Here is a 14,085-nt window from a genome sequence, read left to right as displayed (position 1 = left end):
CGGCCACGGGAGTGTGACACTCTCGGGTCCCACGCAAGTCCGCGGAGCCGCGGAACACCTGAAAGGCTGGTAGCAAGTCATGGTTCGGTGGCAGAAGAAGGCGGGGGCCGCGGTCGCGGCTGTCGCGCTCGCCGCGGCTCTGGCCGCGTGCAGCTCCTCCGGCGGCAAGCAGAAGGAGGAGAGCTCCGGCAACAGCGGCGGCAACGTCGCGGACACGCCGCGGATGAAGGTCGCCATGATCACCCACTCGGGTCCCGGCGACACCTTCTGGGACATCGTGCGGCGCGGGGCCGAGGCGGCCGCGAAGAAGGACAACATCGAGCTGCAGTACTCCGCCGACCCGGACGGCGCCGCCCAGGCGAACCTCGTGCAGACCGCGATCGACTCCAAGGTCGACGGCATCGCCGTCACGCTGAACAAGCCGGACGCGGTGATCCCGAACGTCAAGAAGGCGATCGCGGCCGGTATCCCGGTGACGATCCTCAACGGCGGGCTGGACCAGTGGAAGACCACCGGCGCGCTCGGGTACTTCGGTCAGGACGAGCGGATCGCCGGCCAGGCGACCGGTGACAAGCTCAAGCAGCTCGGCGCGAAAAAGGTCATCTGCGTCATCCACGAGCAGGGCAACGTCAGCCTGGAGGCCCGCTGCCAGGGCATCAAGGACAAGCTGCCAAGCACCGAGAACGTCAACGTGAACGGCACCGACCAGCCGGGCACGCAGGCGACCCTGACCTCGAAGCTGCAGGCGGACAAGAGCGCCGATTACGTGGTCGCGCTCAACGCGGGGATCGCGCTGACCGCGGTCCAGGCGGCCAAGGACGCCGGGTCGTCGGCGAAGATCGGCAGCTTCGACATGAGCAAGGAGATGGCCAAGGCGGTCGCGGACGGCACCGTGCAGTTCGCCGTCGACCAGCAGCCGTACCTGCAGGGGTACCTCGCGATCGACGCGATCTGGCTCTACAAGACCAACGGCGACACGATCGGCGGCGGCGAGGCCACGCTGACCGGGCCGGCGTTCATCGACAAGTCGAACATCGCGGCGGTCCAGAAGTACGCCGAAGCCGGGACGCGCTGAGGTAGCGCCATGGCATCGACCATCACCTCACCCGCCTCGGCGGACGACCGCGTCTCCGCCCGGTCCCTCGGCGCCCGGCTGCTCAGCCGGCCGGAGATCGGGTCGCTGGTCGGCGCGGCCGTGATCCTGGTGTTCTTCCTGATCGCAGCGCCGCCGTTCCGCGACATCAACAACACCGGCACGATCCTGTACCAGGCTGCTCTGATCGGTGTGATGGCGGTGCCGGTGTCGCTGCTGATGATCGGCGGCGAGTTCGACCTCTCGGCCGGCGTCGCGGTGACGACCTCCGGCCTGACCGCGGGCCTGTTCGCCTACCAGTTCAGCGTGAACGTCTGGGTCGGCATGGTCGTCGCCCTGGCGTTCTCGCTGGCGATCGGCGCGTTCAACGGCTGGCTGCTGATGCGGACGGGCCTGCCCAGCTTCCTGGTGACGCTGGGTACGTTCTTCATCCTGCAGGGCCTGAACATCGCGGTCACCCGGCTCGCCTCCGGCGCCGTCGCGTCGAACTCGATCAGCGACATGGACGGGTTCGGCGCGGCGAAGTCGATCTTCGCGTCGGAGTTCAAGATCGGCGGCGTGACGATCAAGATCATCGTCGTCTGGTGGATCGTGTTCGTCGCGATCGCCGCCTGGGTGCTGCTGAAGACCCAGATCGGCAACTGGATCTTCGCGGTCGGCGGCGACGCCGCAGCCGCGCGGGCCGTCGGCGTACCGGTCAAGAAGGTCAAGATCGGGCTGTTCATGGTGGTCGGATTCTTTGCCTGGTTCACCGGCATGCAGCTGTTGTTCAACTCCAACGGTGTCGTGCAGTCCGGTGAAGGCGTCGGCAAGGAGTTCCTCTACATCATCGCTGCGGTCGTCGGCGGATGCCTGCTCACCGGTGGCTACGGGTCCGTCGTGGGCGGCGCGGTCGGCGCGCTGATCTTCGGAATGGTCCAGCTCGGTGTCGTGTACGCCGGCTGGAACCCGGACTGGTTCAAGGCGTTCCTGGGTGCGATGTTGCTGCTGGCCACCATCGTCAATCTCGTCGTCAAGAACAGGGCGGAGGCACGATGACCACCACGAAGTCGTTCGCGGACGACGCGACGACCAGTCCGAACACACCGATCGTGCTGCTCGAGGACGTCGGCAAGAGCTACGGCAACATCCAGGCGCTGCGCGGGGTGTCGCTGTCGGTGCGGCAGGGCGAGATCACCTGCGTGCTCGGTGACAACGGCGCGGGCAAGTCGACGCTGATCAAGATCATCGCCGGGCTGCACGACTACACGTCCGGCCGGATGTCGGTGAACGGCGAGGAGCGGCACTTCGGCTCGCCGCGCGAGTCGCTCGACAGCGGGATCGCGACCGTCTACCAGGACCTGGCGCTGGCGCCGCTGATGTCGGTCTGGCGGAACTTTTTCCTCGGCAACGAGCTCACCAAGGGGCCGTTCCGGCAGCTGGACGCGGCGAAGATGAAGCGGATCGCGCAGGAGGAGCTGACCAAGATGGGGATCTCGATCCCCGATCTCGAGCAGCCGGTCGGCAAGCTGTCGGGCGGTCAGCGGCAGTGTGTGGCGATCGCCCGCGCGATTCACTTCGGCGCCAAGGTCCTCATCCTCGACGAGCCGACCGCGGCGCTTGGCGTCAACCAGTCGGGGGTGGTGCTGAAGTACGTCGTGAAGGCGCGCGACGCCGGGATCGGCGTCATCTTCATCACCCACAACCCGCACCACGCGTACCTGGTCGGCAACCACTTCGTCGTGCTGAAGCTCGGCCGAGTGGCGCTCGACACGCACCGGGCGGAGATCACGCTGGAGGAGCTGACGACCGAGATGGCCGGCGGTTCCGAGCTGGAAGCGCTGAGCCACGAGCTGCGGGAGATCAACCCCGAGGTGGTCGTGGATGATGTGCGGAAGGGGCAGGAGGGGACATGACCGAGCTGCGGGTCGGGATCGTCGGCGTCGGAGTGATGGGCGCCGACCACGCCGAACGCATTGTGCGGAAGACGGCGGGTGCACGCCTGGCCGCGGTCTCCGATGCGGATACGGGCCGGGCCGAGGCGCTCGCCGGCAGGCTCTCGGAAAGGTCGACAGCCGGGTCTGCCAGTACGGCGAGACACTCGGGCGGTACGGCGTACGCGGAGACTGTTCGCGTGGTCGAGGATCCGATGGAGCTGATCGCGGCCGACGACGTCGACGCGGTGATCCTGGCGTCGCCGGGATTCGCGCATGCGGACCAGTTGTTCGCCTGTCTGGAGCACGGGAAGCCCGTGCTGTGCGAGAAGCCGTTGACGATGGACGCGGCGTCGGCGTTGCGCGTGGTCGAGGCCGAACACAAGCTCGGACGACAGCTGATCCAGGTCGGGTTCATGCGGCGATTCGACCCGGAGTACGCCGCTTTGAAGCAACTGCTCGACTCCGGCGACCTCGGGCGGACGCTGCTGCTGCACAACGTGCACCGGAACAAGTCGGCCTCGCCGACGTTCCGGAGCGAGATGATCGTCCGGGACTCCATGGTGCACGAGGTCGACGTCGCGCGGTGGCTGTTCGGCGAGGAGATCACCCGGATCACTGTGCACACCCCGACGCCGACGAGTCTCGTCGGGGACGGCGTACTCGATCCGCAGCTGGCCGTGTTCGAGCTGGCGAACGGCGCGCTGGCCGACGTGGAGGTGTTCGTGAACTTCCAGGTCGGGTACGAGGTCAGGTGTGAGGCGGTGGCCGAGCGCGGCAGCGCGACGATCGGTCTCGGGTCCGGCGTCTTCACCCGCGCCGGCCGGCAGTGGGGCGGCACGATGCCGGCCGACTTCCGGGTCCGGTTCGAGCAGGCGTACGACATTGAGGTGCAACGCTGGGTCGACGCCACCGTGCGCGGTGAGATCGACGGCCCGAGCGCCTGGGACGGCTACGCCGCGGCGGCCGTCTGCGAGGCCGGGCTGGAGTCGTTGGGCACCGGCAAGCCCGTCGACGTTGCCTTGGCCGACCGCGGCGAGGTCCTCGGATGAAGCAGGAAATACCCCCGGCAGTGAGGAAACATCGTGAGTACTGACAGCAAGCGCATCACCCACCTCGTCGGCGGCAGCTCGTGGACCGGCGTGGCGGAGCGGACCAGCAAGGTCTACAACCCCGCGACCGGCCAGGTCACGGGCGAGCTGGATCTGGCGTCGGCGGCCACGGTCGACGAGGTCGTCAAGGTCGCTCACGAGGCGTCGAAGGCCTGGGGGCAGACGTCGCTGACGAAGCGCGCCCAGGTCCTGTTCGCCTACCGCGAGCTGGTGAACCGCGACAAGGAGCGGATCGCGCAGCTGATCACCGCCGAGCACGGCAAGGTGCTGTCCGACGCGATCGGCGAGGTGACCCGCGGCCTCGAGGTGATCGAGTTCGCCTGCGGGATCCCGCATCTGCTCAAGGGCGGGTACAGCGAGGGCGTATCGACCAAGGTCGACGTGTACTCGATCCGGCAGCCGCTCGGCGTCAGCGCGGTGATCTCGCCGTTCAACTTCCCGGCCATGGTGCCGATGTGGTTCGTTCCGATCGCGGTTGCCTGTGGCAACAGTGTGGTGATCAAACCGTCCGAGAAGGACCCGTCCGCGGCGAACGCGATGGCCGAGCTGTGGAAGGAGGCCGGAATGCCGGACGGCGTCGTGAACGTCGTGCACGGTGACAAGGAGGCGGTCGACCGGCTGCTCGAGCACCCGGACGTCAAGTCGGTGTCGTTCGTCGGGTCGACGCCGATCGCGAAGTACGTCTACGAGAACGGCACCCGCAACGGCAAGCGTGTGCAGGCCCTCGGCGGCGCGAAGAACCACATGATCGTGCTGCCGGACGCGGACCTGGACCTCGCGGCCGACGCCGCCGTGAACGCCGGGTTCGGGTCGGCGGGTGAGCGCTGCATGGCGATCTCCGCCCTGGTCGCGGTCGAGCCGATCGCGGACGAGCTGATCGGCAAGATCACGGAGCGGATGGGCAAGCTGAAGACCGGCGACGGCACGCGCGGTTGCGACATGGGCCCCTTGGTGACCGGCGAGCACCGGGACAAGGTCGCCGGGTACGTCGCGGCCGGGGTCGAGGCCGGCGCGGAGTTGGTGGTCGACGGGCGCGCGGGTGACTTCGACGGGGCGGCCGACGGCTTCTGGCTAGGCCCGACGCTGTTCGACAAGGTGACGCCCGAGATGTCGATCTACACCGACGAGATCTTCGGCCCGGTGCTCTCGGTGCTGCGTACGCCGTCGTACGACGAAGCGCTCGAGCTGGTGAACTCGAACCCGTACGGGAACGGGACGGCGATCTTCACCAACGACGGCGGAGCGGCGCGCCGGTTCCAGAACGAGGTGGAGGTCGGGATGGTCGGGATCAACGTCCCGATCCCGGTGCCGATGGCGTACTACTCGTTCGGCGGCTGGAAGAACTCGCTGTTCGGCGACACTCACGCCCACGGGACCGAAGGGGTGCACTTCTTCACCCGCGGCAAGGTGGTCACGTCGCGCTGGCTGGACCCGTCCCACGGCGGGATCAACCTGGGCTTCCCGACCCACGACTGATCGGCGCATTGGGTGTAGCGTCGAAGGTGACCCCCGGGGCATGAGGAGTACCGCGGCGTAGCAGGGCCGTCGGCCCGTCCTCAGCTCGCGATCGTGAAGCCCCGGAGTGTGCGTCATGTCCAAGAACAAAGGCGGACGTGAAGTCCGCAAGCCCAAGCAACCCAAACGGCCGAAACCCAACCCGAGCGACAGTTCGACCATCCCGTCCACCAAGCACGGGCAGAAGTAGCGTCCGGACCGCAGTTCCCCGGGGACTGCGGTCCCGGGCGGGCCGACGTAGGTCACCGTCACCGTTGACCGGCGGGGTCGGAGCTGGGTAGCCTCGCTGGTGCGTTCGAGGGCGCGCCGAGACTCGCCGGAAGGCTGGAAGCCACCTCGATTTCCGAAGCTGAGTGCGGTCGATGACGCTCTCTTGAGACCCGTGCGAGTCCGGGTGCGAGAGGACGCATTGTGAGACTGCTGCCTGATCGGCCCAGCATCGAGTACCTGCGCAAGGAAGCGAAGGATCTCCTCGCGGTACTGCGGGAGTCCAAGCCGGACGCCTCGCTCGCGGAAGCGCAACGCGCGCTGGCCGCGGAGTACGGCGTACGCGACTGGCCGGCGTTGAAAGCCGAGGTCGAGCGCCGGGTCGCGGACGCGCCCACGGCTCCTGCCGGCCTGGCCGAGGAGCTTGCCGAAGCGTTCGACCTGGGGACGTTGACCGGGCCGGCGAAACCCGTGTTGTTCACTGCGATGGGGCGCTGCTGGGACCTCACCACCGACCGCGGGCGGTGGCTGGCCGTCACCGTCTACGACTGGATAACGAACGAGCAAGCCCAGCTCGGCGCCCGGCTCCGTGAGGCTGCTGTCGCGGCGGGAGTAGCCGCGCCGGCCGCGGCGATCAGTCCGAACGGACGCCTGATCGAGAAGGTGCGTGGCGAGAACTGGCGCGTGCACGAGTGGCTCGAGGTCGGAACGGCGCCAGTGCTGCCGGTGTCGACGGCGATGGCTCGTCGAGCGGGTGCTCTGTTCGGGACGTTGCACGCGTTGGCCATCCCGAGCGACGAGCCCATCCACGGCTACCTGGCGTTCCGCCGCTCAGAGGACGACTGGCAGCACCTGCTCGGTCGTGCGCGTGCGGCCCGCAAACCATGGGCCGAGCAACTCGACGCACGCCTGCCGTCGATCCGCGAGTTGCTGGCGATCGAGCTCGACGCGCCCGATGAACTGATGCTCTGCAACCGCAACCTGAACCCGGAGAGTGTTCGCCAGGGACGCGACGGAGAGCTCACGGTGATGGAGTGGGACTTCGCCGGATCGCTCAGCCCCGAGCTAGAGCTCGGCTCAGTGCTGACGCACTGGCTGATGCGGCCGGAAGTCAACCAGCGTGGCCTGTTGGCGTTCCGGGACGGGTACGGCGAGGTGCGGGAGTGGCCGAAGCTGGGGCTGGAGTCGTTCGCGGTCGCGATCACCGGCTGGCTCAACTGGACGTACAACGCGATCTGTGAGGCGATCGACCCGGAGGATGCCGACCATGCGGTCTTTGCCGAGCGGGAAGCTGTCGGGGTGCTTGATCGGATGATGACGCGTGGTGGCCTGGAGCAACTACTCGTGGTCTGAGAGGACGGTGGCCACGGCTTCTGCTGCGGGGTCGGAGAGATGGCCGTGCAGGAGCTCGGTTCGATGCACCAGGCGTGGCGTGGCGAGTGGGACGGCCGCGAGGTCCGGTGTGACTGCTGAGCGGGGGAGGACCGCTAGGCCGTGGCCGGCCCCGATCAGGGTGAGGAGCGTGTAGAGGTCGGTGCCGTTGTAGGTGAAGGCCGGGCGTAGCGCGTCGGAGCCGGCCGCGGCGCGCAACGTCGCCAGTGGGGCGGCGAGGTCGGGGGCGTCGATCCACCGCGCGTCCGCGAGATCGCCAAGCGAGAGGCCACGACCATGGCGGGCCAGTGGGTGGGTAGTGGGCAGGGCTACGACCAGGGTGTCGTGGGCCACCGAAGTGGTGCGGAGCTGTACGGCGTTGGTCAGGTTGAGAGGATCGGTGGGAGTGGCGATGCCGTCCACGAGACCGAGCGTGAAGCTGCCGGCGGCGATACCCGCGACGACCTCATCGCGCCCGCAGACGGTCAGCGACGTCTCGGTGCCGGGATAAGCACGTCGTACCTCGGCCAACACCGTCGCGAGTGACCGGGCCGCCAGGGGAGACGCGGCGAGCGTGAGGGTGCTGGGCGGATCCGCGACAGTACGGCGTACGTCGGCGCGGGCCGCGTCCAGCCGGAGCAGGATCGGACCGGCGTGTTCGAGCAGGCGCTCGCCCGCTGGTGTCGGTACGACGGGCCGTCGGCGGAGCAACGGCGTACCGAGGTCGCTCTCCAGGGTGGCGATGTGCTGGGACACCGCGGACTGGGTGTAGCCGAGTCGCGAGGCCGCCGTGGAGAACGATCCGCACTCGGCGACGGTGACGAAGGTCCGCAGCAGATGAGGATCCACATGCATCAGTATCTCTGATCGACCATGCAGAGATCATCGTTGGCGCTGATGCTCGCCGCGACCCGAGGATGGACCCATGAACGCCTACTCCGGACGCCTCGCCCTGGTCGGGGACCGCTCACCGCATGTTCGTTCGCACGCCCGCATCCCCGGTCTGCTCGAGGAACTCGAGGAACGCGATCACCTGGACCTCGACGTCTACTGGGTCCCGAGCGATGACGTGGACGATGCGCTCGAAGGCTTCGACGGGATCTGGCTGCTGCCCGGCAGCCCGTACCGGAGCGAGGCCGGTGCAGTGACCGCGGTCCGGATCGCCCGCGAGCAGGAAATCCCGTTCCTGGGTACGTGTGGCGGGTTCCAGCACGCGATGCTCGAGTTCGCGCGCAACGTCTGCGGCGCAACCGGCGTACAGCATGGCGAGAGTACGCCGGACGCTGACGAGCTCCTGATCGTGCCGTTGCAGTGTTCGCTCGACGGACACGAGGGCGGAGTGCAGGTGCGGCCAGGAACCCGTGCTGCCGAGCTGCTCGGTGTAGAGCGCTCTATGGAGAGGTACCACTGCTCCTACGGCCTGGACAGCAGCAAACTCGACCTACTGCGTGAGCACGGCATGGTCTTCAGCGGGTACGACGACGCAGGTGAACCGCGCATCGCCGAGCTGCCGGGTCACCCGTTCTACCTGGCCAGCCTGTTCCAGCCGGAGCTGGCCGGCGACGGCAGACGCCCACACCCGTTCATCCAGGCGTTCGCACACGCGGTCGCCGGCCGCAGCGATCAGATCGCGGAGACCGGTCGGAGGGCCATACCCGCGGCGACGTAGCAGGCGTCGATGAGCTCCATCGTGGCCAGCGCGTCGTCGGCGTCGGTGAGGAGCGGAGCGCCGTTGCGGATCGCCCCGGCGAAGGCCTCCAACTGGTACGTGTACGACGTCCGTGTGCCGAGGTGCTCGACCCACGTGTCTTCCTTGGTCGTCACGATCACCCGGTCGTCGTTCTGCGGAAGCACGTAGAACGGGGCGAACGCCTCACCACGGCTGCCGACGACCTTGAGACTGAACTCGACGTTCTCGGCCGCCATGCTGGTCCGCACCACACCGGTCGCACCGTTCGGGAACTCCAGGTCGGCGTTGAGCCATTCGTCCACGCCCGGCAGCCGCTTTCGCTCACCGGCGCGTGCACTGATGAGCTTCGGCGCGCCACCGGCGTACGGCGCGAACATCCGCTGTGCGTGCAGCGCGTAGCAGCCGACGTCCATCACGGCACCCCCGGCGAGTGGCAGGGACCAGCGCGGGTCGTCCTCCGGCGGCGGGGGCATCACCATGGTCGCCTCGACCGTCTGCAGGTCGCCCAGCTCGCCCTTGGCGACGAGCTCCTGCAGCCGTCGCATCACCGGGTGGTACGCGTAGTGGAACGCCTCCATGAACACCAGACCGGATGAGTGGACGGCGTCCCGGACCTCCAGAGCCTCGGTGGCGTTGCTGGTCGACGGCTTCTCGGTCAGCACGTGCTTGCCTGCGGCAAGGGCCCGCAGGTTCCACGGCCCGTGCAGACCGTTCGCCAACGGGTTGTAGATCGCTTCGATCTCGGGATCGTCCAGCAGTTGCTGGTACGACGCGTGGACCCGTTCGACGCCGTGCTCGGCGGCGAACGCTTCGGCCCGGCCGATGTCGCGCGCGGCGACCGCGACCAGCCGCGCGCCGGTCAGCTTGGCGGGCTCGACGATGGCCCGGCCGGCGATCCGAGCGGCACCGAGGATGCCGATGCGAAGCGGTTCCATGCGTTCTCCCTTGCTGACAGCGATCCGGGGCGGCGTGGGCGAAGCCGTCATCCTGCCCCAGCACACCACGGCTCCAAACCCGGTGCCCGCGATCCGGACCGCCAGGATCGCAAAGTTCACCTGGCGTCAGGCCCTTGTTCAGCGTCCGCCGCTACGGCGGGCGGGTCTGATCAAATTCGGGTACCGGCTCGACGGATTCCGGTCCACCCTTCAGGATGAGCCCATGAGTACCGTCCAGGTCCAGGTCGATCGGAACAGCCGTACGCCGTTGCACGTGCAGCTGGCGCAGCAGCTGGAGGCGGCCATCCAGGGCGGCGAGTTGCCTGTCGGGTCCCGGCTGAGCAACGAGGTGGACCTGGCCGAGGCCTATGGACTGAGCCGGCCGACCGTCCGCCAGGCGATCGCCCGTCTGGTCGACCAGGGCCTCCTGGTCCGCAAACGCGGTGTCGGCACCCAGGTGGTCGGCAATTCCGGACAGGTACGCCGTTCGCTCGAACTGACCAGCCTGTACGACGACCTCACCTCAGCGCACCGTAAGCCCGAAACCGACGTACTGCGCTTCGGAATCTCACCTGCGACCGCAGAGGTTGCCACTGCACTGCAATGCGAGCTGGGCGATCGGGTACTGCGGCTGGAGCGACTGCGGCGGGCAGACGGCGAACCGCTCGCTCTGATGCGCAACTGGCTGCCGCCGGAGATCCTGGAGACCGACCCGGCCACACTGGCCGAGCGTGGTCTCTACCAGCTGCTGCGAGCTGAGGGGGTTCGGTTGAAGGTGGCGCACCAGACCATCTCCGCCGTACCGGCAACACCCGAGCAGGCGAAGCTCCTGTCGGAGGAGCCGGGCTCTCCGCTGCTGGCGACCACGCGGATCACGTACGACGACCACGGCCAGCCGGTCGAGTACGGCTCCCACCTGTACCGCGCGAGCCGCTACTCCTTCGAGCACACGCTCGTCCACCGCTAACACTCTGGAATTGCAACAAGCTGCAATTTTCTGGACCTGGCCGTGACCCGATCGATACGGTGAGTGAGCCAACGGCGTGTCACGGTTGTCCACAGGGCAGCAGACACAGGTGGCGCCGGGCGCGCAGGAGTTGAAAGGATGGTCCCCGCATGGTGACCGAGCGTGGTCGCCGGACGGGACTCACACGGGGAGATCGATGACTGCGGACAGGCTCGACGCGCACCGCTCGAGCTGGAACGGCGCCATCGAGCTGATCGACGCCCAGGTGCGCGACGTCGTGCGCCGCGAAGGCATCGACCCGCTCCGCGACCCGGGCGCGGTGAACTCGATCGTCGCCACCGTCGTCCGGGAGTACGACGAGCGCAGTCTGAGCGGCGTGGTGCCGCCGATCGGCGACCTGGAGGCGGTCAGCCGCGAGGTCCACGACCGGGTCGCCGGCTTCGGGCCGCTGCAGCGCTACCTGGACGACCCGTCGGTCGAGGAGATCTGGATCAACGAGCCCAGCCGGGTGTTCATCGCCCGCGAAGGCCGGCACGAGCTGACCACGACCGTGCTGACCGAGGAAGAGGTCAGCGACCTCGTCGAGCGGATGCTGAAGACCACCGGCCGCCGCATCGACGTCTCGCAGCCGTTCACCGACGCCCGGCTGCCGGACGGAAGCCGCGTCCACATCGTCCTCGGCGGCATCACCCAGCGGTATGCGGCGATCAACATCCGCAAGTTCACCGTCCGCGCGACCCGGCTGACCGACCTGGTCCAGCTCGGTTCGCTGACACCGCACGCGGCCGCGGTGCTGGAGGCGTCGGTTGCCGTCGGCCTCAATGTGCTGGTCTCCGGCGGCACGCAGGCCGGCAAGACCACGATGCTGAACGCATTGGCCGGTTCGATCCCCGGCAGCGAGCGGGTGATCAGCTGCGAGGAGGTCTTCGAGATCAAGCTGCCGATTCCCGACTGGGTGTCGATGCAGACCCGGCAGGCCGGGCTCGAAGGCACCGGTGAGGTGCGGCTGCGCGACCTGGTGAAGGAGTCGCTGCGGATGCGGCCGTCCCGGGTGATCGTCGGCGAGGTGCGCGGCGAGGAATGCCTCGACCTGCTGCTCGCTCTGAACAGCGGCCTTCCCGGGATGTGCACGATCCATGCGAACTCGGCGCGTGAGGCGCTGACCAAGATGTGCACGCTGCCGCTGCTGGCCGGCGAGAACATCGGCTCCCGGTTCGTGCTGCCGACGGTGGCCGGCTGCGTCGATCTCGTCGTACACCTCGGTATCGCTGCTGACGGGTGCCGGCGGGTGCGCGAGATCGTTGCCGTCACCGGGCGGCTGGAGGAGCAGGCGATCGAGACCGAGACCCTGTTCAGCACGTACGACGGATACCTGCGGCGTGCCGAGGGGCAGTTGCCGCATCCGGAGCGGTTCCAGCAGGCCGGATACAACGTGGCCGGGCTGCTCACCGAGTTGCCACGCGGGGCGGCGAGCTGATGGGGCTCGTGATCGGGCTGTTCTTCGGTGTCGGCCTGCTGCTGATCATCGCGGCGTTCGTGGCGCCGCTCGAGTCCGTGCCCGGCTCGGACGGGCGGCTGCGCGGCAAGAGCCGGGACCTGCTCGCGAGCGCAGGGATCGAAGGGTTGACGCCGGGTGCGTTCATCGGCGCCTGCGTGATCATCGCGCTGGTCGCGTTCCTGCTGATGTTCGCGGTGTCCAAGACGTTGCCGGTCGGTGTCGTGTTCGGGCTGATGGCCGGCTGGGTGCCGATCGCGCTGGTGCGGTCGCGGGCCCGGAAGCGGCTGACCGAGTTCCGCGAGCTGTGGCCGGACGTGGTCGACAACATCGCGTCGGCGGTCCGTGCAGGGCTGTCGTTGTCGGAGGCGCTGGCTCAGGTAGGCGAGCGCGGGCCGATGCCGTTGCGCGAGCCGTTCCGGCGGTTCGGTGCGGACTACGCCTCCACCGGCCGGTTCGCCGAGTCGCTGGACCGCTTGAAGGCGCGGCTGGCCGACCCGGTCGGGGACCGTGTCGTCGAAGCGCTGCGGATCGCGCGCGAGGTCGGTGGTGGCGACCTCGGCCGGTTGCTGCGGTCGCTGTCGTCGTTCCTGCGCGACGACGCACGGACCCGGTCCGAGCTCGAGTCCCGGCAGTCGTGGTCGGTCAACGGCGCACGGGTCGCGGTCGCGGCGCCGTGGCTGGTGCTGCTGTTGCTGTCCTTCCAGGGCGACGTCATCCAGCGGTACAACTCGCCGGTCGGTGCGCTGATCATCGCCGTGGGCGCCGTGATCTGTGTGATCGCGTACCGGGTGATGCTGCGGATCGGCCGGCTGCCCGAGCCCGAGCGGGTGCTGCGATGAGCCCGATGCTGCTCGGCGGCTTCCTCGGCGCGGTGCTCGGCGCCGGGCTGCTGATCGTCGTACTGCGATTGCCGTTCCTGCGTAAACCCACAGTGGACGAGCGGATCTCGCCGTACCTGCGGGACCTCGGTGCGCCCGACGTCTTCGTCGGCGTGATCGACTCGCGGTCGCCGTTCTACGCGATCCTGCGGTTGTTCGGTCCGTCGCTGCGGTCCGCGGCGCAACGGCTGGAGCGGATCCTCGGCGGCGCGAACACGATTCGTCGGCGCCTGCAGCGGGCCGGGCTGGACCGGACGGTCGAGGAGTTCCGGATCGAGCAGTTGCTCTGGGGAGCGATCGCCTTCGGTGCCGGGCTGGTGATCTCGGTCGTCGCCGCCATGGTCGGCCTCGGGGACCCGGTGGCGCTGCTGGTGTTCTGCCTGGTGCTCGGGATCACCGCGATCCTCGGTCGCGACACCTACCTGACTTCACAGGTACGGCGGCGTGAGCGGCGCCTGCTGGCCGAGTTGCCGACCGTGGCCGAGCTGCTCGCCTTGTCGGTCGCGGCCGGTGAAGGTCCGGCCGCTGCCCTCGACCGCGTCGCGCGGTCGTCCCGGGGTGAGCTGGCCAACGAGCTGAAACGCGTCCTGTCGGAGACCAGGGCGGGAGAAACATTGGTCCGCGCGCTCGACGCGCTGGCGGATCGCACCGGGTTGCTGGCGCTCTCGCGCTTCGCGGACGGGCTGGCGGTGGCGCTCGAGCGCGGCACCCCGCTGGCCGACGTACTGCGGGCGCAGGCCGGTGACATCCGGGAAGCCGGGCGCCGCGAACTGATCGAGTCGGGCGCCCGGCGCGAGGTCGCGATGATGGTCCCGGTGGTCTTCCTGGTCCTTCCGGTGACCATCGCGTTCGCCTTCTACCCGGGCGCTGTCGGAATCCGGCTGATCGCCGGATGAACTGAGGAGA

Annotated in this window: 13 protein-coding genes; 11 read left to right on the top strand and 2 right to left on the bottom strand. The window is 68.6% G+C overall.

Translation table 11 applies throughout. The annotated features are described in order from the left end of the window. Positions 1 to 79: 79 nt before the first annotated feature. From EV647_RS10905 to EV647_RS10880, 6 genes are all read left to right on the top strand, one after another. Positions 80 to 1,075, top strand: coding sequence for a sugar ABC transporter substrate-binding protein (locus EV647_RS10905; protein WP_134001530.1), 996 nt, complete (start codon positions 80 to 82; stop codon positions 1,073 to 1,075). Positions 1,076 to 1,084: 9 nt separating this feature from the next. Continuing rightward, positions 1,085 to 2,131: an ABC transporter permease gene (locus EV647_RS10900; protein WP_134001528.1), complete on the top strand. Its 1,047-nt coding sequence runs from the start codon at positions 1,085 to 1,087 to the stop codon at positions 2,129 to 2,131. Beyond that, on the top strand, positions 2,128 to 2,988 hold the full coding sequence (locus tag EV647_RS10895) for an ATP-binding cassette domain-containing protein (protein ID WP_134001526.1): 861 nt from the start codon (positions 2,128 to 2,130) through the stop codon (positions 2,986 to 2,988). The genes EV647_RS10900 and EV647_RS10895 overlap by 4 nt, the downstream gene beginning before the upstream one ends. Further along, a complete protein-coding gene (locus tag EV647_RS10890; protein ID WP_134001524.1) occupies positions 2,985 to 4,058 on the top strand; it encodes a Gfo/Idh/MocA family protein in 1,074 nt (357 codons plus the stop codon). Before EV647_RS10895 ends, EV647_RS10890 begins: the two co-directional genes overlap by 4 nt. A gap of 33 nt (positions 4,059 to 4,091) precedes the next feature. Then, complete coding sequence (locus EV647_RS10885) at positions 4,092 to 5,594, top strand: CoA-acylating methylmalonate-semialdehyde dehydrogenase (RefSeq protein WP_134001522.1); 1,503 nt, start codon at positions 4,092 to 4,094, stop codon at positions 5,592 to 5,594. A 450-nt stretch (positions 5,595 to 6,044) separates the two neighbouring features. Further along, entirely contained in the window at positions 6,045 to 7,193 is a 1,149-nt protein-coding gene (locus EV647_RS10880) for a hypothetical protein (protein ID WP_134001520.1), read from the top strand. On the opposite strand, the gene EV647_RS10875 is transcribed toward EV647_RS10880, so the two are convergent. Continuing rightward, the gene (locus EV647_RS10875; protein ID WP_134001518.1) at positions 7,179 to 8,060 is read right to left on the bottom strand and encodes a LysR family transcriptional regulator; all 882 of its coding nucleotides are present in this window, start codon (positions 8,058 to 8,060) and stop codon (positions 7,179 to 7,181) included. The two genes, EV647_RS10880 and EV647_RS10875, sit on opposite strands and share 15 nt — an antisense overlap. 76 nt (positions 8,061 to 8,136) lie before the next feature. Here EV647_RS10875 and EV647_RS10870 point away from each other — a divergent pair, with 76 nt between their 5' ends. Continuing rightward, positions 8,137 to 8,880 carry a hypothetical protein gene (locus EV647_RS10870; RefSeq protein WP_134001516.1) on the top strand — a complete coding sequence of 248 codons (744 nt, stop codon included), beginning with the start codon at positions 8,137 to 8,139 and terminating at the stop codon, positions 8,878 to 8,880. Here EV647_RS10870 and EV647_RS10865 read toward each other — a convergent pair. Beyond that, on the bottom strand, positions 8,835 to 9,836 hold the full coding sequence (locus EV647_RS10865) for a Gfo/Idh/MocA family protein (protein WP_134001514.1): 1,002 nt from the start codon (positions 9,834 to 9,836) through the stop codon (positions 8,835 to 8,837). The two genes, EV647_RS10870 and EV647_RS10865, sit on opposite strands and share 46 nt — an antisense overlap. A gap of 223 nt (positions 9,837 to 10,059) precedes the next feature. On the opposite strand from EV647_RS10865, the gene EV647_RS10860 reads away from it, so the two are divergent. The 4 genes from EV647_RS10860 to EV647_RS10845 all read left to right on the top strand — a co-directional run bounded on the left by EV647_RS10860 (position 10,060) and on the right by EV647_RS10845 (position 14,075). Continuing rightward, positions 10,060 to 10,803 (top strand): GntR family transcriptional regulator, encoded by a 744-nt coding sequence (locus EV647_RS10860; protein ID WP_134001512.1) that lies wholly within the window; start codon positions 10,060 to 10,062, stop codon positions 10,801 to 10,803. Positions 10,804 to 10,999: 196 nt separating this feature from the next. Continuing rightward, entirely contained in the window at positions 11,000 to 12,280 is a 1,281-nt protein-coding gene (locus EV647_RS10855; protein ID WP_134001510.1) for a CpaF family protein, read from the top strand. Continuing rightward, positions 12,280 to 13,140 carry a type II secretion system F family protein gene (locus EV647_RS10850; RefSeq protein ID WP_134001508.1) on the top strand — a complete coding sequence of 287 codons (861 nt, stop codon included), beginning with the start codon at positions 12,280 to 12,282 and terminating at the stop codon, positions 13,138 to 13,140. Before EV647_RS10855 ends, EV647_RS10850 begins: the two co-directional genes overlap by 1 nt. Further along, entirely contained in the window at positions 13,137 to 14,075 is a 939-nt protein-coding gene (locus EV647_RS10845; RefSeq protein WP_134001506.1) for a type II secretion system F family protein, read from the top strand. Before EV647_RS10850 ends, EV647_RS10845 begins: the two co-directional genes overlap by 4 nt. The last annotated feature ends 10 nt before the right edge of the window (positions 14,076 to 14,085 follow it).

It is taken from the genome of Kribbella sp. VKM Ac-2566 (assembly GCF_004366005.1).
In the GTDB taxonomy this organism is placed as follows: domain Bacteria; phylum Actinomycetota; class Actinomycetes; order Propionibacteriales; family Kribbellaceae; genus Kribbella; species Kribbella pratensis.
Note: the sequence above shows the minus strand (reverse complement) of the source record. Positions and strands in the feature narration are given on the sequence as shown.

What these genes read in the sequence shown, in the direction of transcription:
- EV647_RS10905 (WP_134001530.1), top strand. Translation starts at nt 80, where the DNA reads ATGGTTCGGTGGCAGAAGAAGGCGGGGGCCGCGGTCGCGGCTGTCGCG.
- EV647_RS10900 (WP_134001528.1), top strand. Translation starts at nt 1,085, where the DNA reads ATGGCATCGACCATCACCTCACCCGCCTCGGCGGACGACCGCGTCTCC.
- EV647_RS10895 (WP_134001526.1), top strand. Translation starts at nt 2,128, where the DNA reads ATGACCACCACGAAGTCGTTCGCGGACGACGCGACGACCAGTCCGAAC.
- EV647_RS10890 (WP_134001524.1), top strand. Translation starts at nt 2,985, where the DNA reads ATGACCGAGCTGCGGGTCGGGATCGTCGGCGTCGGAGTGATGGGCGCC.
- EV647_RS10870 (WP_134001516.1), top strand. Translation starts at nt 8,137, where the DNA reads ATGAACGCCTACTCCGGACGCCTCGCCCTGGTCGGGGACCGCTCACCG.
- EV647_RS10865 (WP_134001514.1), bottom strand. Translation starts at nt 9,836, where the DNA reads ATGGAACCGCTTCGCATCGGCATCCTCGGTGCCGCTCGGATCGCCGGC.
- EV647_RS10860 (WP_134001512.1), top strand. Translation starts at nt 10,060, where the DNA reads ATGAGTACCGTCCAGGTCCAGGTCGATCGGAACAGCCGTACGCCGTTG.
- EV647_RS10855 (WP_134001510.1), top strand. Translation starts at nt 11,000, where the DNA reads ATGACTGCGGACAGGCTCGACGCGCACCGCTCGAGCTGGAACGGCGCC.
- EV647_RS10850 (WP_134001508.1), top strand. Translation starts at nt 12,280, where the DNA reads ATGGGGCTCGTGATCGGGCTGTTCTTCGGTGTCGGCCTGCTGCTGATC.
- EV647_RS10845 (WP_134001506.1), top strand. Translation starts at nt 13,137, where the DNA reads ATGAGCCCGATGCTGCTCGGCGGCTTCCTCGGCGCGGTGCTCGGCGCC.